The organism is Ralstonia sp. R-29 (genome assembly GCF_049913345.1).
Lineage (GTDB): Bacteria > Pseudomonadota > Gammaproteobacteria > Burkholderiales > Burkholderiaceae > Ralstonia.
This window is the reverse complement of record NZ_CP184377.1, coordinates 3,416,256-3,434,828: the sequence shown is the minus strand read 5'-3', so window position 1 is coordinate 3,434,828 and position 18,573 is coordinate 3,416,256. Positions and strand designations below refer to the sequence as shown.

Sequence of the window (18,573 nt, the reverse complement as noted above, 5' to 3'; positions counted from 1 at the left end):
GAGAGTTCTCCATGCGTGGGATACCGGCACGATAGCGATGCAGCCATGACCACACCATCGAATTCTTCGCAAGCAGGGTATGCGGCCGATGCATATACGCTGGCGGAGTTGACGCGCCCGCTGCCCTCGCTCACGGCGTACCAGGCGTTTGTGACGGCGGCGCAGCTGGGCAGCGTCAGCAAAGCGGCGGACCACCTGTGCCGCACGCAGGGCGCGGTCAGTCGTCAGATCCAGCAGTTGGAGGCGCACTATCGGTGCGCGCTGTTTGTGCGCCATGCATCGGGGTTGACGCTCACGGCGGAAGGGCAGGCGCTGCTTCCCGTGGTGGTGGATGCGCTCACGCGGTTGGTGCAGCAGGCAGACGCGCTGGCGGGAACGAAGTCGGTCCTCACGCTCCGGTTGCCGTCCACCTTTGCCGTGCGGTGGCTGCTCCCCCACCTGCCGGAGATTCATGACGCGCTGAACGGCACGGAATTGCGCATTTCGACCTCAGCCGACGACACGCCGGAGTTTGGCGCGCCCGACATCGACGCCATGGTGGTGCGCGGGGTGGGGCAGTGGCCTGGGCTGGAATCTGTGCCGCTCTTTGCAGAAACGCTGACGCCGATGTGCGCGCCCACCATCGCTGCATCGCTCCAGTCGGTGGCTGACCTTGCACAGGCCACGTTGCTGCATCCGGGAGCTGGCCATCATGAATGGCGATGCTGGCTGAACAGCGTGGGATCCGCACAGCTCAATGCCACCGCGGGACTCGTGTTCGATACGCTCGAACTCACGCTCACCGCTGCAGCGCAGGGGCACGGGGTCGCCGTTGGTGATCCGCGTATGGCCATGAGCCGGTTGCAGGACGGCTCGCTCGTTGCCCCGTTCCGGCATTGGGCGCTTAGTGGCCTGGGCTACTTTCTCGTCTATCCGCCGCAGCGTGCAGGTCAACCCAAGATTCGCGCGCTGGCCGACGTGCTGGTCAAGCTGGCGCAAGCGGAGCCGCTGGCGTTCGGCTGAGGCCCATCTGTAGCGGGCGACATGCCGGAAAAGGCGGGCCCCTCATCCCCGCGCATCCGCCATCTCGCCTAGCCGGAAGCCGATTTCGCAAACGCATCGCGCGTCCTATACCTACGGTGTCCGGCGGTGCATCCGTCCGGCCCACCTCAGGAGAACGCCATGCGCATGCTCGTCAACGTACGGATTCCGCACGAACCCTTCAACACCTATGTGCGCGACGGCTCCATCGCCGAGCTGATCCCGCGCGTGATGGCCGAGACCAAGCCCGAAGCTGTCTACTTCACCGAGCAGAACGGCCACCGCGGCGCGGTGCTGATCGTCAACGTGGAATCAGCCTCGCACATTCCCGCGCTGGCCGAGCCGTGGTTCCTGCTGTTCAACGCGGACTGCGAATTCCGCATCGTGATGAGCCCGGAAGATCTGCAGAAGGCGGGGTTGGGGGAGATTGGGGGGAAGTGGAAGTAGCGCAGGCCAACGCAGCCTACAACCCCAACGCCTTCGTCAAAAACGCTTTCACATCCGCTTCCGCGCGTTGGGCCTGCCCCAGATTGGCGCCGGTGGATACGCCCCGGGTCACGCAGCGCGTGTATTCGGCCTGCATGGCCTGAAGGCTGGCGTACTTCTCGCCGGTTTGCAGGTGGTAGTACGCATCGTGTTGCACGTCGAGCATGGTCTGCGGGCAGTCACGCACCGTGGTCGCACCGGGGGCGTACTTGAAGTAGGCGCGCGTGTTGTCGAAGTCGTGGTACGCGCCGGGGTAGACGTGCGTCTCGACGGGCTGGCCATCGCGGCGCATGGTCTCCGCCGCGTTGAGGCACAACTGCGCCGGCGTGTAGTCGTCTTTCTCGCCCAGTGCGAGCATCAGCGGGGCGCCCGTCAGCGGGGGCGGCGGCACCTCCCACCAGAGTTGCGCGCAGCTCGGATAGAAGCCGATGAGTGCGGCAAACCGCGTGTCGTCATCGATGACGCCTTTGCGGAACGCATCGAGCGTCATGTCCAGCGCCACGCCGCCACCGCGCGAGAAGCCGATCTGCCCAATGCGCTTCGGGTCGATGCGCGGGTCGGTGCTCAACAGCTTCAGCGCGAACAGGGCATCCGCATCGTTGGCGGCGGGGCTGAGCTGCGCCTGGTTATCCATCGTGTTGGTAATACCGCGTGGGCCAAACGAATCCACCACGAAGGCGGCAACGCCCCTCTGGTTGAACACGCGCACCCAGCGTTCGACATCTTTGGGCTGCGGCCCCGCCGAGCCGTGCGAAATGACCATGGCCGGCACGCGGCCCTGCACGTTCTCGGGCAGATACAGCGTTCCCCAGATGGGCGTGGGCGTCTTGTCGTACTTGCGGTGCACCAGTTCCCATTTGCTCTTGGGAGTGACGCTGTTGAAGTGGACGCGGCCGGTCGGTGTTGACGAGAGATCACTGACGATTGCTTGCCCGTCCCGCCCAAGCGCGGGCAGCGCCACCGCCAGAACCAGCATGCCAACCATCCAAGCCACCATCGGCATCCAAAGCCATGCCGGCATGCGCCAAAAATCTTTCCTGTCTCGGGAAAGGAAACGGCTTCTCGATTGTTCTTTCATCGGCTTCGAATGGGCCATCGCTGGAATCCTGGATGGGTAGCGATTCTCACACAGCGCACCGCCCATCAGTGCTCCGGCAAAGTCGCGCCCCAAGCCTGCGTCACGTTACCGCCAAGTCGCCACTCGGAAAACGGCCGGCGCGGTGCGATCAAGGCGGGCAGGCGCGCATCGCGCGTGTGAGCGTAGTAGGGCTCCATCCAGCAGAGCTCGTCCTGAAACGTCCACGGAAACAGGTCTTGCTTGATGGGCGTGATCTTTTTGAAGCTCTCAGGGTCGTTGACGGCGTCGATCACCAGATTGGCCAGTCGACCAATGGCGTGACCATTCTCCTGATACAGGTCGATATTGCGGCGCCTGACGAGTTCTGCGGCAAACACCAGCGGAATGAGCGCGAACGTGTGGTAGTGCAGTGCGCGGTTGCCGCGCTTCACTTCGCGCTCAAGCGCACCGTCCGGGCCGATGTCACGGATGCCTTCACGCACGCGCAACAAGCCCGAGTTGATCAGGTCGCCGTTGTTGATGGCCGTACCGATGGCGATCAGGTTGAGGCCGGCCCAGTACACCAGGTTGTTGTGGAGATGGTTGATCGCTTCAGCATTGCGCGTGGCGATGGCGATGCGCTCGAGCCAGGGTGCGATGGCGTCAATCTGCGCCTGGTGCCGCTGGCGAATGTCGGCCGGCATGCGCAAGAGCACCATGGCGAAGTCCGTGCCGGCCCATGACCGCTCATAGTGACCCTGGTAACCGGAAATCTTGCCCATCAATGCATCGGCCTCGGCCCATGCCTGAAGCTGATTGAGCGCGCAGGTCCAATCGCCCTTGTCCGCCGCCGCGTTGAGGTGCGCGATGAAGTTGCGCATTGGTTTGACGTCACGCGCGTAGCCGGCCGCATCGTCATAAAAGCCCGGCGGGTCAATGGTGGACACCGGCGCGGGGATGTCGCAGGCCTGGGCCGCATGGAGGCCACCCAAGCCAGCGCCGACGGCAAGCAGCACGGCAGACAGTGTTCGACGGCAAGCACGACGCATGTGGACCTCCGGGCGGGGGCAACAGAAGGCTGCTGGCTAGGGCGCGATGGTGGCGTGCGCTCATGCAAAACGCGGTGGGTTTAAGCGGCGTTGACGGCGTTACAAATGCGGGCGAGATCGCGGCTCGCTATTTCCTTTTTTAAGAAATCAAAACAAAACCCGATGTAAGGAATACACGCATTCTCAAATCTCGGTGAGATTTACATTCTTTTTAAATCAGATGTCGATCCCTTTCCTAGAATCACGCCGTTCGCACCGATTTGCATGCCTCGGCATCCAGCGGCGCGGGCTGGGCGGATGCTCGCATTGACGGGTCAATCCGGCTTGTTCTTTGCCAACCCATTGGCGCAATTCGATCAAGCCGTTGCGAGCCATTCGCTCACCGGGGAAGTTGAACTCACACCATTGAAAAGAAAAAGGGGGAGTTCGCGCCATTCGCGCTACGTCCATCCGGGAGGATGGACGTAGCGGTTTCTATCGCGGTGCGCGCGAACGAATACGTATGTCTACGCTATTGTTCCAGCGCCGCCGTGGGCGGCTTCAGTTTGTCTCCATTGCTCTGGTTGCTTCGCCTCTGGCTTTGTTCGGGGCGCTTGCGCATGCAGATTGCACCACCACCGGGCAGACCACGATCTGCGATACGGCGGCACCCAACCCAGCCACATCCACCGTCGGCACCGGCAACGTGGCGGCGGAAGACAACCGCGTGGTGACGGTGCAGAACGGCAGCACACTGGCCGTGGGCGACACCAGCGCCATTGCCGTGCGCGACAACGCCAACATTACGGTGCAGACGGGCGGTACGGTCAGCGCCAACGCGGTGTCGACCCCCGGCTTTTACGGTACGGGCGGCAACGCGATCGACTTCCGCAACAACAGCACGCTCACGGTAGAGCAAGGCGCCCAGGTGCTGGCCAACGGCACGCAGCTCAGCGGCGAGGCGGTCAACCCGGAAGGCACGGGCAACACCATCATCAACAACGGCCTGATCAAATCGGCGCATGGCGCGGCGATCTGGTTCCAGAACGTTTCGGGCGGCAACACGGTCGTCAACAACGCCACGGGCATCATCCAGACCGACGTGGCCAACGGCAACGTGCTGGGCGCCTCGGGCAATGGGTCGGTGGATTTCACCAACCGCGGCCAGGTGATCGGCAACCTGATCTTTGCCGGTGGCAATGATTCTCTGCATCTCTTCACGGGGTCTTCCGTGACGGGCAGCATCAACGGCGGAGGCGGTGCCAACGTCATCACGCTGAACGGCACTGGCGGCGCGACGCTGGGCACCATCACGAACTTCCAGACCCTGCAGAAGCAGGACAGCGGCACGTGGACACTCTCCAAAACCCTGGCGAGCATGGGCGTGACCAACGCCGAGGTGCAGCAGGGCACGTTGATCCTGCAGGGCAACAACGGCACGTACACCGGCACGATGCTCGTAGATGCCGCCGGCACGCTGCAAGGCGACGCGCTGAGCATGACGAAGGCCGTGACAGACAACGGCCTGGTGCGCTTCCAGCAGGATGTGAATGGCAGCTATGCCGGCCAGATCGTCGGTGCAGGTGCGCTGGAAAAAACCGGCACCGGCACGCTCACGCTGGGCGCCGGCAATACGTACACCGGCGGCACGACCATCACGCAGGGCACGCTGGCCATCGGCGCAGACAGCGCCTTGGGCGGCACGTCGGGTGCGCTCACCTTCAACGGTGGCACGCTGCAACTGACGGGCAATGTGGATGTGGCGGCCACGCGCGCCATCAACATCACAGCGGCCAACGGCACCATCGATACGCAAGGCTTTACGTCCACCGTCAACCAGGGCGTAACGGGCGCAGGCGGGCTTACCAAGGCGGGCAGCGGCACGCTGGTGCTAATGGCTGACAACACGTACCAGGGTGGCACCACCATCTCTGCCGGCACGCTGCAGTTGGGCAACGGCGGTACGTCGGGCAGCGTCGCCGGCAACGTCGCCGACAACGGCACGCTGGTGTTCAACCGATCGGACGTGTTCACCTTTGGCGGCACGGTGTCCGGTACGGGCGGCATCACGCAGGCGGGCACGGGCACGACCGTGCTGACCGCCAACAACGCAATCCAGGGCAATACCCTGATCGCTAGCGGGGCACTGGCCATCGGCGACGCGGCGCATGCCGGCGCAACGCTCGGCGTGTCGGGCTCCAGCACGCCGCAGAGCCTGCGCACGATGGCAGCCGGTAGCGGCACCAATGTCCAGATTGCGGCCAACGCCACACTCGGTGGCTACGGCACCGTGAACGGCGCCGTCACCAACAACGGTACGGTGGCAGTGGCCGATGCGCTGGCCGCATTCGCCAACACGGGCAGCGGCAGCCTGACGATCAACGGTTCCCTCACCAATGCAGGCACGGTGCAGATTGGCGGTGCAGGCGTGGGCAACAAGCTGGTGGTCAACGGCAACTACGTCGGCAATGGCGGCGTGCTGGCCATCAACACCAAGCTGGGCGCCGACAACTCGCCGACGGACAAGCTCGTCATCTCGGGCGGTACGGCCAGCGGCAATACGTCGGTGCGTGTGACCAACGCGGGCGGTGCCGGCGCGCGTACCACCGGCGATGGCATTGAAGTCGTGAGCGCCGTCAATGGCGCGACCACGCAGGCCAACGCCTTCGCACTCGCCAACCGCGTCGTTGCCGGCCCGTATGAGTACACGCTGCAACGCGGCGGCTCGGCCAGCGCCGACAGCTGGTATCTGCGGACCTTGCAGACGTCGACCCAGGGCACCAACGGCGGCACGCCCGACGCGAACAACGCAGGCACCACGCAGCCAGCGCTGCGCCCGGAAGTGTCGCTCTACACCGCCATTCCGCAACTGACGCTGCTGTACGGTCGAGCACTACTCGACACGCTGCACGAGCGCGTGGGCGAAGAGAGCAACCAGGCTGCAGCACCCGCAGGTGCATCGCCCGTGCTGCGCACCGGCTGGGCTCGCGTGATCGCGCAGAAGGGCAGCCGCATGTCGGATGGCAACGGTGTCTACGGCAGCCAGGGCCCGGCGTTCAGCTACGACTTTGGTGGCGTGCAGGTTGGCGCGGATGTGTACCAACGCCAGCGTGACGATGGCAGCCATGACCACGCCGGCGGCTACTTCGCCACCGGCCGCATCGCCGCAGACGTCACGCACGCCGATGGCGCAGACGCCGGCCGCGACAGCGTCAACGCCAACACCGTCGGCCTGTACTGGACGCACTTCGGCCCGTCGGGTTGGTATCTGGATGGCGTGGTGCAGGGCACCCGCTACGACGCCGATGCCTCGCCGCATGGTGTGAACGGCCTGAAGACGCATGCACTCGGCTATGCAGCATCGCTGGAAGCCGGCTACCCGGTCGCGCTGTCCGACCAATGGCGTGTCGAACCGCAAGCGCAGCTCGTGTATCAGCGTTCCGCGTTTGCCGATGCAAACGATGGCGCCGCCGAAGTGCGTTTCAACTCGGTGAACTCGACGCTGGGCCGCCTGGGTGTGCGCGTGAGCAAGCGCTGGGGCGAGTCGCCGGACCGTCAGCACACCGCGTGGGTGCGGGCGAACGTGTGGCATGAGTTCCGCGGCCAGACGGGCACGCAGATGTCGTCACCGGACGGTGGCTTCGTGCCGTTCACCGCAGAGCTGCCGCGTACGACGCTGGAACTCACGGGCGGGCTGACCGCGCAGGTGGCCAAGAACGGTGTGTTCTATGCAAGCGTGGGGTACCAGGTCAGCGCGGATCGTCGCTTGCATGGCGTGAACGGCAAGGCTGGGGTGCGCTGGGGGTGGTGATGGGGCGTCGCTGGTCCAACGTTTGAACGAAAAAGAGCCGCTTGATGCGGCTCTTTGTGTATTCCGCAGGCAGATTGTCGCAGGCTGTCGATTCGCTGGAACTTGCCGATGTGCCTGAGGCTCGCTTCTCTATACCGTTGCGGAGAGAACACCATGCGCCACCTCGTTGCCTGCGGAAAACGTCATCTCGCCATGCTGATCCTGTCGCTCGTCTGCGCCAGTGCGGCCGCCAGTGGGCGAGCACCCCGCCACTTCCTCTACACCGGCTCAGATGAACTCACGCAGATCGCGCCCTTGCTTGAACGGCCCGATATCGAAGGCGTACAGATCGTCTACAGCTGGAAGCAGTTGGAGCCTGCGCAGGGCCAGTACGACTTCTCCGCCATCGAACGCGATCTTGCGTATCTGGCGCAGCGGCACAAGACGCTGTTCGTGCAGGTGCAGGACCGCTTCTTCCTGCCGACGGCACGCCATATCCCCGCGTACTTGCTGAGCGACCCTGCCTACGCGGGTGGCCTGGTGCGCCAGTCCGACGACTCAGAGGTGAATCCGGGTGGCAGCGGGTGGGTAGCGCAGCAATGGAACCCAGCGCTGCGCGAGCGGTTCCAGGCGCTATTGACGGCGCTCGCCAAGCAGTTCGACGGACGCATCATGGGCATCAACCTGCCCGAAACCGCCATCGACATCGATCGCAAACACGACAAGACAGGCTTCAGCTGCGATGGATACTTCAATGCCACGCTGGCCAACATGCGTTTTGCGCGGCAGCAGTTTCAGCGCTCGGCGGTGGTGCAGTACGTCAACTTCTGGCCTTGCGAGTGGGACAACGACCACCGGTACATGTCTCGCGTGTTTGCCGCGGCTGCGCAAGGCGGCATCGGCCTGGGCGGCCCCGACATCGTGCCGTGGAAGCAGGCGCAGATGAAGAACGCCTACCCGTTCTTCCACCGGTACAAGGGCAAGCTGCCGCTGGTGGCAATGGCGGTGCAGGAGCCCACGCTGCGCTACGTCAACAGCAAGACCGGCAAGCCGTTCACCCGCGATGCGTTCGTGGCCTTCGCCAGGGATTACCTTGGCGTGGACGTGATCTTCTGGTCGGTGGATTCGCCGTGGCTCAAGCGCTAGGGCGGGGCGGCGGCATCCTCAGGCTGCGGTGTCGCCGCCTTCTGCCTCACGCTCCTCGCGCTCCTCACGGGGCAGCGTCAGCATGCCTGTGTTGTACACGTACTCATACACCTCGCCGTAGCGGCCCCACTCAATGCCGATCTTGAGCACGCGTTCGGCTTCTTCGGGCTTCAGATACGCCTCGAGCTCGCGCAGCACGTGTTCTTCACGGATCTCGCCGTCCTCATTGGCTTCGAGTTCTGCGCGGATATGCGAGGCCAGGGCCACGCGCTCCAGCAGCTTCTGACCGAACAGCACCTTGCGCTCGGGGGGCTCGGTTTCCATGTAGGTCTTGCCGAATGGGGTGACGATGATGTCGCCGCGCTCGATGGTGGCCAGTTGCAGCAGGGCCAGCGCTTCACAGGCGGGCAGCAGGTCGTCGTCGGTCACGCCGGCTTCTTCGGCCAGGTGCGGCAAGTCGGCACGGCCATTGAACGGCGCTTCGACCAGCAGGTCGAGAATGGCCTCCATCTGGCCGATCTCGGCGTCGGGCAGGCGGTAGGCAAGCTGCTCGGCGGCAGGCTCCACGCCCACGTGCACGCCCACGCGCTCCGGCGAGGTCATCAGCCCGTACACCTCGTCGATGAGGTTGCGCACGGCAGCCGAATCCCGATTGCGCGGCCGCGGGAAGGGCACGCGCACCTCGGCGCGGATACGCCCCGGGTCGCTGGAGAGGATGACGATGCGGTCGGCCATCATCACCGCCTCTTCAATGTTGTGCGAGACGATGAGGATGCTCTTGATGTTGGTGCGGCGGTCTTCCCACAGGTCGAGCATTTCGTCGCGCAGGTTCTCGCCGGTCAGCACGTCGAGCGCGGAAAACGCTTCGTCCATCAGCAGCAGGTCGGGCTCGGTGACGAGCGCGCGCGCAATGCCCACGCGCTGGCGCATGCCGCCCGACAGTTCGCGCGGCAGGGCGCTGTTGAAGCCCGACAGGCCGATCAGGTCGATGGCCTGCTCGGCGCGTTCTTCGCGCTCGGCCTTGGGCACGCCTTGCGCTTCCAAACCCAGCTCGACGTTCTGCTGCACCGTCAGCCACGGGAACAGCGCGAACGACTGGAACACCATCGCAATGCCCTGCACCGGGCCGGTGTACTCGCGGCCGCGAAACAGCACCTGGCCGCGGTCAGCGCGCACGAGGCCGGCCATGATGCGCAGCAAGGTCGATTTGCCCGACCCCGATTTGCCCAGCATGGCGACGATCTCGCCCTGGCGCAGGTTGAGGTCCACGCCTTCGAGCACGGCGCGGTCGGTATGGTCTGCGGTGCGGAAGATTTTCGAGACGCCGCGCAACTCGATGACAGATTCGCCAGTGGTAGCCATGTTGATGCTCTCTGCTAAATAAGGTCGTCTTAGAACGTGCTCAAGATCCGTAGCGAGCGCTCCGAGGTTGGCCCGAGAAGCGCAGCCGTACATGAGTACGGCGAGCATCGCAGGGTCAAGATCGGGGCGCGCAGTAGGATCATGAGCACGTTCTTACAGGCGGGTGCGCTCTTGGGCTATGTCATACAGCCGGTTCCACAGCAGCCGGTTGAAGCCGACCACGAACAGGCTCATCACCACAATGCCCAGCGCGATGCGCGGGAAATCACCCTTCGATGTCATCTCGGCGATGTAGCTGCCCAGGCCCGTGGCCACCAGCGTGCGGTCGCCCCACGTCACATATTCCGAGACGATGCTGGCGTTCCACGAACCGCCGGCGGCCGTCACCAGACCCGTCAGCAGGTTGGGGAACACGGCCGGGATCAGGAAGCGCTTCCACATCAACCAGCCGCGCAGGCCGAAGTTGCGCGCGGCCAGCTTCAGCTCGGTCGGGATGCCCGTCGCGCCAGCAATCACGTTGAACAGGATGTACCACTGCGTGCCGAAAATCATCAGCGGGCTCAACCAGATCTCGGGGTTGAGCGCAAAGCGCGCGATGAGCATCACTGCCAACGGGAACATCAGGTTGGCCGGGAACGCGGCCAGGAACTGCGCCACCGGCTGGGCGATGCGCGCCACATTCGGGTTCAGGCCGATGCGAATGCCAATCGGCACCCACACCAGTGCAGCCAGGGCAATCAGCAGGATCACGCGCGTCATGGTCAGGAAACCGAGCCACAACACGTGGCCCACTTCAGCCCAGCCCACCTCGGAGCGCACGAACTGCAGCACGTGTGCCATCGCCGCCAGCGCGGCCAAGATGATGAGGACGTCGGCCACGCGGTGCGACCACGGGAAGCGCGGGAGGAACCCGCTGCCGCCGGCAGCCGTGGGGCGCGTGCGCTCGGCCCCCCAGGCCAGCGTGCGCTCGGCCAGCGCGGCGCCGCGCTCGAGCAACGCCTTGACCCACTCGGAGCGGCGCAGCAGGTCGAGCAGCCACGATTGCGGCTCGCGCTCGGACGACATCGCATCGAAGCGGAAGCGGTCTGCCCAGGCAATCAGCGGGCGGAACAGCAGCTGGTCATACAGCAGGATGCCGATCAGCATGGCGAGGATCGCCCAGCCGATGGCCGGCAGGTTCTGCTGCTGGATCGCCAGCGAGATGTAGGAGCCGATGCCCGGCAGCTTGATGTCGTGGCCCGACACCGAGATGGCTTCCGAGGCCACCACGAAGAACCAGCCGCCCGACATCGACATCATCATGTTCCACAGCAGGCCCGGCATGGCGAAGGGCACTTCCAGGCGCCAGAAGCGCTGCCACTTCGACAGGCGGAACACCGTAGCCGCCTCTTCCAGGTCGGTCGGGATGGTGCGAAACGATTGGTAGAGCGAGAACGCCATGTTCCACGCCTGCGACGTGAAGATGGCGAAGATGGCCGCGCATTCCACGCCCACCAGGTTGCCCGGGAACAGCGCGATGAAGCCCGTGACGGTAATCGACAGGAAGCCCAGCACCGGAATCGATTGCAGGATGTCCAGCGCCGGCACCATCACCTTCTCGGCCGTGCGGTTCTTCGATGCAATGGCCGCAAACGCAAACGAGAAGGCCAGCGATGCGCCCAGCGCCAGCAGCATGCGGATGCTGGTACGCAGCAGGTAGTAGGGCAGTTGCGCCACGTCCAGGCTCACGTCGAGCTGCGTTTCGCCCGGCGTGTACGGCACGTTCATCTGCTTGGCGGCATAGGCCACCAGCACGATGGCGGCCAGGATGATCGGCAGCAGCGCCAGGTCGAACCGGTTGGGCGGCGCGGTCAGCAGGTTGCTGAAGTTGACGCTCAGGTTGGTACCAAAGCGGCCCCGGAAGGTGGTTTCGTTGTCGTTCTGCTGCATTCTGGATACCGGGACGGAAGACCGAGCCCAAAGGCGCGGGACGGAAATCGCGAATAACAAGTCGCGCGGGTCTGGCGTGGCGCGGTACGTGGCGTCGTTGGCTGGGCAGCCGCGCTTTTTGCAAACGCTGCTTGGCACCCGGCGGCAAGCCGCCTAGTTTACCTTGCGTAACATCCAATGCCGCCGCACTGTGACAAGTCTGACAACGTCACATTCCAGAAATGTGACAGAGATACGACAAAGCCGGGTTGTCACGTTTTGCCCAACACATCGGCTGCCATTCGAGTTGGAGGCCACCATGTCCACCATTGCGCAAGTGATCGTGACCGTACAGGGCCGGGTGCAGGGCGTGGGCTACCGCGCGGCCTGTGTCGACCGTGCCCGCCTGCTCGGCCTGCGCGGCTGGGTGCGCAACCGGCGCGATGGCGCGGTCGAAGCCTATCTGGCCGGGCCGGAAGTCAACGTGCTGCGCATGCGTGAATGGATGTGGGAGGGGCCGGACACCGCGCAGGTCGCACACCTCGTGGTCGCGCCGGGCGAGCAAGAGGCCGTGCCGCCGAGCTTTGAGATCCGGGCGACCGTATAGACCTCCGCGGCAGTCAGCCCCCCCTGCGCAGGCAATGCGTTGCTACCCGCTGAGGGCCACTTTCTGACGAATTTTTCGCAACACTTCGTTTGGCGCGATGTATCGTCATCTGGGCGCCTGCACGCCGCGCGCCGCGTTTCTACCATCCCCAGTCGTTCAACCAATCGACGATCGACATGGGCTGCTTCGTTTCCAAAGCTGCTGCACCAAACCATTCCGCTAACTATTCGGCTTCTCAGTCCGACGCGCCGCCTACGCCGCAGCACGCTGCAAGTACCAGCCGGCCACGCGGAAGAACGGACGGGTTGCAGCCGTTGGCGCCACGGCAAAACGCATCTGCGGCAAGCCCGGTATCTACGCGTCGTCGCGCTGCACTGCCCGCGAGGCCTACCGCTTCAGCAGGGCAGACCGTAAGGGTCGGGGGCCGCCGTCACACGTCGATTGACGCGATTGATACGCCGGTAAAAGAAGCCCTGCTCAATGCCTATGACCCCGTACGGGCGCTTGGCCTGACACCGGAATCCCGCTTCTACCGCCTGACCGAGGCGAGCCGCGTGAAAGGCGGCCGCATCTCCGGCAATCCGAATTCCATCGCGCGCATCCTGCACCACCAAGCGGTTGAGGCGAACCCTCGATACCGGCCTGACGCCGAGCAAGAGAGCTACCTGTACGACACGCCGCACATCATCCAACCCTATCAGCCCGTCAAAGCCGGGGCCAAGGATCTGCCGCATCCGACCCTCAACGTGATGTGGGGGCCCGTAGCTCCGCACGGCGCGCTGCAATATGGGGTCGGGATGAAAGACCCCGTGCTGGTTGAAATGCGGTTGGGAGACCTGCACACTGCCCACGGCGGGCAAGCGTTCTTCGACGGCACGCTGTCCGAAGACGCAAGATCGATCCCGCTGATCGTCACGCTGCCCAAGGGGCAGACCGTGCCGGTTCGGATTGTCGACCCCGAGTCGCTCGCCGCGCCCTCCTCAGACGAAGATTGAGCACCCGTGCCGGCCTTGAGCTTCGGCCGATGGTTGTCATTTCTGGCAATCAACGAACTCACTTTCGACGCGAAACCGTCACCAAGCGCGCAAGACGGATTCCCAGAATCGAGCACTCAGGGCTGGCGTGGAATACGGTGCGCAGCCTGCTGCTGGCGTGGGTGCTGTCGCTGCCGGCGTCGAGCATGTTGAGGGGCCGCCACGCAGACGGCCCCGCTCAGGCGCGCTCAATACAGGTTCGGCACGATCATCTCGGCTGGCACCGGGCTGCGGATGTACTCCGCATGGTGCACGCGCTCCGGCAGCACGACGGTCGGGTGCGGTACGGCGTGGTACGGCACCTGGTTGAGCAGGTGATGGATGCAATTCAAGCGCGCACGCTTCTTGTCATCGGCCAGCACCACCCACCACGGAGACTCCGGAATGTGCGAGCGCTCCAGCATGACTTCCTTGGCGCGCGTGTAATCCTCCCAGCGGCGGCGGCTTTCCAGGTCCATCGGGCTGAGTTTCCACTGCTTGAGCGGATCGTCGATGCGGCTCTGGAATCGCACTTCCTGCTCTTCGTCCGTCACCGAGAACCAGTACTTGACGATCTGGATGCCCGAGCGCACCAGCATCTTCTCGAACTCGGGTACCGAGCGGAAGAATTCTTCGTACTCCTCGTCGGTGCAGAAACCCATGACGCGTTCCACACCGGCGCGGTTGTACCAGCTGCGATCGAACAGCACGATCTCGCCGGCGGCCGGCAGGTGTGCCACGTAGCGCTGGAAATACCACTGCGTGCGTTCGCGGCTGGTGGGCGCGGGCAGAGCGGCCACGCGGCATGCGCGCGGGTTCAGCCGCTGCGTGATGCGCTTGATGGCGCCCCCTTTGCCGGCAGCATCGCGCCCTTCAAAGATGACGACGAGCCGGTGGCCCGTTTCGATCACCCAGTCCTGCAGCTTGACGAGTTCGCCCTGCAGGCGAAACAGCTCGCGGAAGTACATCCGCCGCGTGTCGCGCGCCTCCTGGGTCACGCCGGCCTCGCCATCGAGCAAGCGATCGTCGATCTCCATCTCCAGCTCCTCATCCAGCGTATCGAGGAGATCTTCGTGCAGGCGTGCCTGCCGCGCTGCGTCGCGTTCGCTCATGGTGTGTTGCTCCTGCCGATCCTGATGATGGGGCGCTGCGCACGGGTGGCGCAAACATAGTCTATGCCCGACTAGGTAGCACGAGCGTGTGGCAGGGGAGTGACATGGCGTCACTTCGCCGCTTGCATCACAACTTCGCGCGGCAGCCTTCATTGCCCACGGAAGGCGCCCTAAGCTGCTTCCGCCCCTGCGTGCCAGGCAATCATTGGAGCCGCCCATGCCATCCCCGCTGCGATCGATACTCGGCTGCTTCCGCCCGACGCGGCCCGCAGAAGAATCCACCCCGTCCACTTCAACGGACCATGCTGCTGACACAGCGGAAGCACGCGCACCTCGCCGTGTTTCCGTGTCGTTGCAAGGCCTGGCGACTTTTCAGGGCCAACGTATTCGCGAGCGGCAGGTCGAGATCAGCGCCTTGGCACCCGACACGCGCAAGGCACTGTCCGACGGCGAATGCCAACTGGGCGGCTATGTGCAGGGCCGCCAGATCGTCGGCCGGCCGGTGGAAGGCACCCAACTCGATCGGCTCAAGCGTGCGAACGAGACCGTCATGGAAACCCGCCAGGCATTGGCCTATGGGCGCGGCAATGTCGTCGTCGATATCAATGACAGCAACGGACAGAGCGCGATCCGCGCGCAGGCAGGCCGCTTCGTAAAGCGGCAGCTTCCACCCGACTACCCTAAGGGCTTGCGCATCGCGGCGGGCGCCATGGCAGCGCAGGCCGGCAATTGCGGCGAGCACGCCAACGTGGCCGCCTTCCTGCACGCGGCCAAACTGGGCCGCGGCGAATACGCCTACGCGGTGGGTAGCACAACGACGGACCACCGCTGGGCGCAATGGCACAGCAGCAACGCGCGTGACCCGGAGCACGACATCGTCATGGACCCTTGGGGCAAGGGCCCGGCCATCTTCGCCGTGGACGGTGCGTTTGCCGGTGGCGAATACGACGTCGGGATCGAGCGCCAGTACAACCGGAGGACCGGCGCCGAGGCCCACGCGCAGATGGCCGAGTTGCAGCATGATCAGCACGAACAGATGCAAACGAATCTGCACGCGGCAATGGAACATTGGGGGCGTAATTTCTCGCGCGCAAACACTGGGGTCTACGCGGCCACGCCGGTCATCTCCACCCGCTTTGCGCAGCACGTTCAACAGCAGATGTCCGAACCGCCGGACGCCACCAAGTTGGCACCGAAGCGGCGTGGCGCTCCAGCGCGGCAGGCGGCCGAACGGATACGTGCCGGTGAACGCCTGATGGCGCCGTTACGCCAGCAGATTCACGCCACGCAAACGGCGCGGAACCTGGGCGCCAGTGGCGTGCGTGAGGTCACGCAAGCGGCCAAACGCATCACCCAGGTTGTAGAGAATTTGGAGAAGTACCCGCTGGCGTCGCACCCCGCGCAGAACGCGCCGGACGATCTCTAGAGACACGGCTTAGCTAAGACGACGGCCTCAGCTCGACTCGCCTTCCAGCATGAACTTGGCGCCGTCGTCCTGGCCGAGCAAGCGCACCAGCGTGGGCATGGCTTCCTGCAGTTGCGCCTTCAGCGTCCACGGCGGGTTGACGATGAACATACCGCTACCGTGCAGGCCCAGGCCGCCTTCCACCGGGTGCTTGACGGTGAGGGTGACGTGCAGCCAGTCCGTGAGCCGCAACTGCTTCAGGCGTGCGGGAAACTGCGCGGCTTCGCGCCGCTGCACCAGCGGATACCAAATCGCATACATGCCGGTGGCAAAACGCTGCAGGCTGTCTTGCAGCGCCTGCACGGTGCGCGCGTAGTCGTGCTTGTCTTCGAACGACGGGTCGATCAGCACCAGCGCGCGGCGCGGCGGCGGCGGCAGGATCGCCTTGATGCCGGCAAAGCCATCGCCGTCATACAGCATGACCTTGCGACCCGCACCGCGGAAGTTGTTCGACAGCACCTTGATCTCGCTGCTGTGCAGCTCGAACAGGCGCAGGCGATCGGCGTCGCGCAGCATCTGCCACGCCAGCCACGGCGATCCGGGGTAGTGCTTGAGTTCGCCGTTCGGGTTCAGCTCGCGCACTTGGTCGAGGTATGCATCGAGTAATGGCGGCAGCGTTTCACCGGCTGCGGCTGCGCGCCACAGGGGGCCGATGCCGGTCTCGAACTCCGACTTCTTCTGCGACCACTCGTGGTCCAGCGCATAGAGGCCGGCGCCCGCGTGCGTGTCGATGTACCAGAACGGCTTGTCCTTCTGCGTCAGGTAGTCGAGCAACTGCACCACGATGGCGTGTTTGAGGACATCGGCGTGGTTGCCGGCGTGGAAGGCGTGGCGGTAGCTGAGCATCGGCGGACCATGTGCGCCCGAAGCATCACGCGCGGGCAGAGAAAACGGTAGGCGCGCATCCTACCACTGCGGCTACCACCGCGCGGGGTGGGTCCCCAGTGGCACGGTGGGCAGCGTCCAGTGCGGCGGCGTCTCGGAAAGCTGGCCCGCGTGGCGCAGCGCGGTCAGCGCGCCAAAGCCAGAAGGCGTAGTTTCCAGAGTCGCGCCGATGTCTTCGTAACGTGGGTCGGGCGCATCGAAACCGTGTTCAAGACGCCCAAGGCTGCGCAGCCAATGCGCCGTCTGCGCGAGCGACACACGCACGTGCCAGCTGCCGCCTTCGACCATGCGGCGGCTGAGGGCCGACATCGCGCCGGCGGCCATCAGGTAACCCGCACCATGGTCGAGCGCCTGTGCGGGCAGCGGGTGCGGTTTATCTGTGCCCGCCGCGTCGGCTTCGGCCCAGTTGAAACCGCTGGCAGTCTGCACGAGCGAATCGAAGCCGCGCCGATTGGCCCACGGCCCTTCATAGCCGTATGCGCACAGGCTTACGTAGACGATGCCAGGGCGCAGCGCCGCAACCTGCTCGGGGCTGAACTGCAGCGCAGCCAGACCGCCGGGCCGATAGCCCTGTACGAAGATGTCGGTGTCGCGCAGCAGGGCACGCAACTGCTCGGCATCGGCAGCATCGCGCAGATCCAGTTGCGCCGAGCGCTTGCCGCGCCCGGTGTCGATCACCAGCGGCGGAATGGCTGGCAGATGCGGCGCGGTAACGAGCAACACTTCCGCGCCATGCGCAGCCAGCGTACGGCCGCAGACCGGTCCGGCGATCACGCGTGTGAGATCCAGCACGCGCACACCCGATAGCGGTCGGCCATCGGCATGCGCGGGCAAGGGCAGTGCGGGCGCATCGCCAATGCGTTCGATCGTCATCAAGGGCTGGCTGGCCACGGCCATGCCTTGCGGGTGGCGATCCCACTCGTCGAACGTGCGCGCGGCGGTGACCACCATGCCGGCCTGCGCGGCAGCGTCTTCAAAGGCTTCCGCCTTCCACTGATTCAGCGCGGCGGCCACGGACTCGCGGTCATACGCGCAGCCGAGCAGTTTGAGCACACCGTCGCGGTGATGCGGGAAGTTGGTATGCAGGCGCACCCAGCGGCCATCGCCGCAGCGGTAGAGCCCGGCGATCTTGTCCCATGGTTCGGGAGGCAGTTGGCCATCAACACGGAAATAGCGCTCGGAGCGGAATTCCAGCGCGGCGTGGTGCATGTCGACCGACACCGTCTGCTGGCGCCCCGTGCGCAGCGTATCGACGTGCGCGGCGGCCAGGGCGGCGGCGGCAATGGTGCTCTGCGCGAGCGTGCCCACCGCAAACGACGACGGCAGCGCAGGCTCCATCCCCGTGAATGTGACGCGCGAAAGCGCATCGGCGGGCTGGCCAAGTGCCGCCCAGACATGCGCAAGTGCATCTGTGGGCGGCAGGGTGGGCATGGTGATCAGGCCTGCGGGATCTCGATCTTCACTTCGAGCACTTCCAGGTTGTCCTGGCGCTCGAGGTTGACCTTGATGTCGTCGTTGCCGATCTTCACGTACTTCGAGATCACGGCGACCAGCTCACGCTGCAGCGCGGGCAGGTAGTCGGCAGGCGCACCGGTGGCGGTGCGTTCATGGGCGAGGATGATCTGCAGGCGTTCCTTGGCGACGCTGGCAGTCTTCTTCTTCTCGCCCAGCAGGAAAGACAGAATCGACATGGG

15 protein-coding genes are annotated in these 18,573 nt (G+C 64.9%); 7 read left to right on the top strand and 8 right to left on the bottom strand.

Annotation, left to right across the window (positions count from 1 at the left end; translation table 11 throughout):
- Window positions 1-45 precede the first annotated feature (45 nt).
- Window positions 46-1,002 carry a LysR substrate-binding domain-containing protein gene (locus ACN9M1_RS16170; RefSeq protein WP_426395948.1) on the top strand — a complete coding sequence of 319 codons (957 nt, stop codon included), beginning with the start codon at window positions 46-48 and terminating at the stop codon, window positions 1,000-1,002.
- A 159-nt stretch (window positions 1,003-1,161) separates the two neighbouring features.
- Complete coding sequence (locus ACN9M1_RS16165) at window positions 1,162-1,467, top strand: panthothenate synthetase (protein ID WP_426395946.1); 306 nt, start codon at window positions 1,162-1,164, stop codon at window positions 1,465-1,467.
- A 16-nt stretch (window positions 1,468-1,483) separates the two neighbouring features.
- On the opposite strand, the gene ACN9M1_RS16160 is transcribed toward ACN9M1_RS16165, so the two are convergent.
- Together ACN9M1_RS16160 and ACN9M1_RS16155 are read right to left on the bottom strand one after the other, a co-directional pair.
- Window positions 1,484-2,491, bottom strand: coding sequence for a dienelactone hydrolase family protein (locus ACN9M1_RS16160; RefSeq protein ID WP_426398884.1), 1,008 nt, complete (start codon window positions 2,489-2,491; stop codon window positions 1,484-1,486).
- Window positions 2,492-2,649: 158 nt separating this feature from the next.
- Window positions 2,650-3,612 (bottom strand): mannuronate-specific alginate lyase, encoded by a 963-nt coding sequence (locus ACN9M1_RS16155; protein ID WP_426395944.1) that lies wholly within the window; start codon window positions 3,610-3,612, stop codon window positions 2,650-2,652.
- Between the two features lie 502 nt (window positions 3,613-4,114).
- Here ACN9M1_RS16155 and ACN9M1_RS16150 point away from each other — a divergent pair.
- Together ACN9M1_RS16150 and ACN9M1_RS16145 are read left to right on the top strand one after the other, a co-directional pair.
- Window positions 4,115-7,402 carry an autotransporter outer membrane beta-barrel domain-containing protein gene (locus tag ACN9M1_RS16150; RefSeq protein WP_426395942.1) on the top strand — a complete coding sequence of 1,096 codons (3,288 nt, stop codon included), beginning with the start codon at window positions 4,115-4,117 and terminating at the stop codon, window positions 7,400-7,402.
- 153 nt (window positions 7,403-7,555) lie between these two features.
- A complete protein-coding gene (locus ACN9M1_RS16145; protein ID WP_426395941.1) occupies window positions 7,556-8,527 on the top strand; it encodes a hypothetical protein in 972 nt (323 codons plus the stop codon).
- 18 nt (window positions 8,528-8,545) lie between these two features.
- On the opposite strand, the gene ACN9M1_RS16140 is transcribed toward ACN9M1_RS16145, so the two are convergent.
- Both ACN9M1_RS16140 and ACN9M1_RS16135 read right to left on the bottom strand, forming a co-directional pair.
- Entirely contained in the window at window positions 8,546-9,889 is a 1,344-nt protein-coding gene (locus tag ACN9M1_RS16140; protein WP_426395939.1) for a nitrate/sulfonate/bicarbonate ABC transporter ATP-binding protein, read from the bottom strand.
- A 153-nt stretch (window positions 9,890-10,042) separates the two neighbouring features.
- The gene (locus tag ACN9M1_RS16135; protein WP_426395938.1) at window positions 10,043-11,818 is read right to left on the bottom strand and encodes an ABC transporter permease; all 1,776 of its coding nucleotides are present in this window, start codon (window positions 11,816-11,818) and stop codon (window positions 10,043-10,045) included.
- 298 nt (window positions 11,819-12,116) lie between these two features.
- Between ACN9M1_RS16135 and ACN9M1_RS16130 the strand changes: the two genes are divergently transcribed.
- Entirely contained in the window at window positions 12,117-12,404 is a 288-nt protein-coding gene (locus tag ACN9M1_RS16130; RefSeq protein ID WP_426395936.1) for an acylphosphatase, read from the top strand.
- 176 nt (window positions 12,405-12,580) lie between these two features.
- Window positions 12,581-13,399, top strand: a complete 819-nt coding sequence (locus tag ACN9M1_RS16125; protein WP_426398883.1) for an AvrPphF family type III effector — start codon at window positions 12,581-12,583, stop codon at window positions 13,397-13,399.
- A 227-nt stretch (window positions 13,400-13,626) separates the two neighbouring features.
- On the opposite strand, the gene ppk2 is transcribed toward ACN9M1_RS16125, so the two are convergent.
- On the bottom strand, window positions 13,627-14,529 hold the full coding sequence (gene ppk2, locus ACN9M1_RS16120; protein ID WP_426395935.1) for a polyphosphate kinase 2: 903 nt from the start codon (window positions 14,527-14,529) through the stop codon (window positions 13,627-13,629).
- A gap of 217 nt (window positions 14,530-14,746) precedes the next feature.
- On the opposite strand from ppk2, the gene ACN9M1_RS16115 reads away from it, so the two are divergent.
- A complete protein-coding gene (locus tag ACN9M1_RS16115; RefSeq protein WP_426395933.1) occupies window positions 14,747-15,955 on the top strand; it encodes an AVRPPHE avirulence protein in 1,209 nt (402 codons plus the stop codon).
- Between the two features lie 27 nt (window positions 15,956-15,982).
- On the opposite strand, the gene ACN9M1_RS16110 is transcribed toward ACN9M1_RS16115, so the two are convergent.
- The 3 genes from ACN9M1_RS16110 to minE all read right to left on the bottom strand — a co-directional run bounded on the left by ACN9M1_RS16110 (window position 15,983) and on the right by minE (window position 18,570).
- The gene (locus ACN9M1_RS16110; protein ID WP_426395932.1) at window positions 15,983-16,840 is read right to left on the bottom strand and encodes a 23S rRNA (adenine(2030)-N(6))-methyltransferase RlmJ; all 858 of its coding nucleotides are present in this window, start codon (window positions 16,838-16,840) and stop codon (window positions 15,983-15,985) included.
- A 72-nt stretch (window positions 16,841-16,912) separates the two neighbouring features.
- Window positions 16,913-18,310 carry a CoA transferase gene (locus ACN9M1_RS16105; protein ID WP_426395930.1) on the bottom strand — a complete coding sequence of 466 codons (1,398 nt, stop codon included), beginning with the start codon at window positions 18,308-18,310 and terminating at the stop codon, window positions 16,913-16,915.
- Between the two features lie 5 nt (window positions 18,311-18,315).
- Entirely contained in the window at window positions 18,316-18,570 is a 255-nt protein-coding gene (gene minE, locus ACN9M1_RS16100) for a cell division topological specificity factor MinE (protein WP_039598220.1), read from the bottom strand.
- Between the last annotated feature and the right edge of the window lie 3 nt (window positions 18,571-18,573).

Excerpts from the sequence above, each read along its gene's own strand:
- ACN9M1_RS16170 (WP_426395948.1), top strand. The coding sequence starts at position 46 with ATGACCACACCATCGAATTCTTCGCAAGCAGGGTATGCGGCCGATGCA.
- ACN9M1_RS16165 (WP_426395946.1), top strand. The coding sequence starts at position 1,162 with ATGCGCATGCTCGTCAACGTACGGATTCCGCACGAACCCTTCAACACC.
- ACN9M1_RS16160 (WP_426398884.1), bottom strand. The coding sequence starts at position 2,491 with ATGGTTGGCATGCTGGTTCTGGCGGTGGCGCTGCCCGCGCTTGGGCGG.
- ACN9M1_RS16155 (WP_426395944.1), bottom strand. The coding sequence starts at position 3,612 with ATGCGTCGTGCTTGCCGTCGAACACTGTCTGCCGTGCTGCTTGCCGTC.
- ACN9M1_RS16150 (WP_426395942.1), top strand. The coding sequence starts at position 4,115 with ATGTCTACGCTATTGTTCCAGCGCCGCCGTGGGCGGCTTCAGTTTGTC.
- ACN9M1_RS16145 (WP_426395941.1), top strand. The coding sequence starts at position 7,556 with ATGCGCCACCTCGTTGCCTGCGGAAAACGTCATCTCGCCATGCTGATC.
- ACN9M1_RS16140 (WP_426395939.1), bottom strand. The coding sequence starts at position 9,889 with ATGGCTACCACTGGCGAATCTGTCATCGAGTTGCGCGGCGTCTCGAAA.
- ACN9M1_RS16135 (WP_426395938.1), bottom strand. The coding sequence starts at position 11,818 with ATGCAGCAGAACGACAACGAAACCACCTTCCGGGGCCGCTTTGGTACC.
- ACN9M1_RS16130 (WP_426395936.1), top strand. The coding sequence starts at position 12,117 with ATGTCCACCATTGCGCAAGTGATCGTGACCGTACAGGGCCGGGTGCAG.
- ACN9M1_RS16125 (WP_426398883.1), top strand. The coding sequence starts at position 12,581 with ATGGGCTGCTTCGTTTCCAAAGCTGCTGCACCAAACCATTCCGCTAAC.
- ppk2 (WP_426395935.1), bottom strand. The coding sequence starts at position 14,529 with ATGAGCGAACGCGACGCAGCGCGGCAGGCACGCCTGCACGAAGATCTC.
- ACN9M1_RS16115 (WP_426395933.1), top strand. The coding sequence starts at position 14,747 with ATGCCATCCCCGCTGCGATCGATACTCGGCTGCTTCCGCCCGACGCGG.
- ACN9M1_RS16110 (WP_426395932.1), bottom strand. The coding sequence starts at position 16,840 with ATGCTCAGCTACCGCCACGCCTTCCACGCCGGCAACCACGCCGATGTC.
- ACN9M1_RS16105 (WP_426395930.1), bottom strand. The coding sequence starts at position 18,310 with ATGCCCACCCTGCCGCCCACAGATGCACTTGCGCATGTCTGGGCGGCA.
- minE (WP_039598220.1), bottom strand. The coding sequence starts at position 18,570 with ATGTCGATTCTGTCTTTCCTGCTGGGCGAGAAGAAGAAGACTGCCAGC.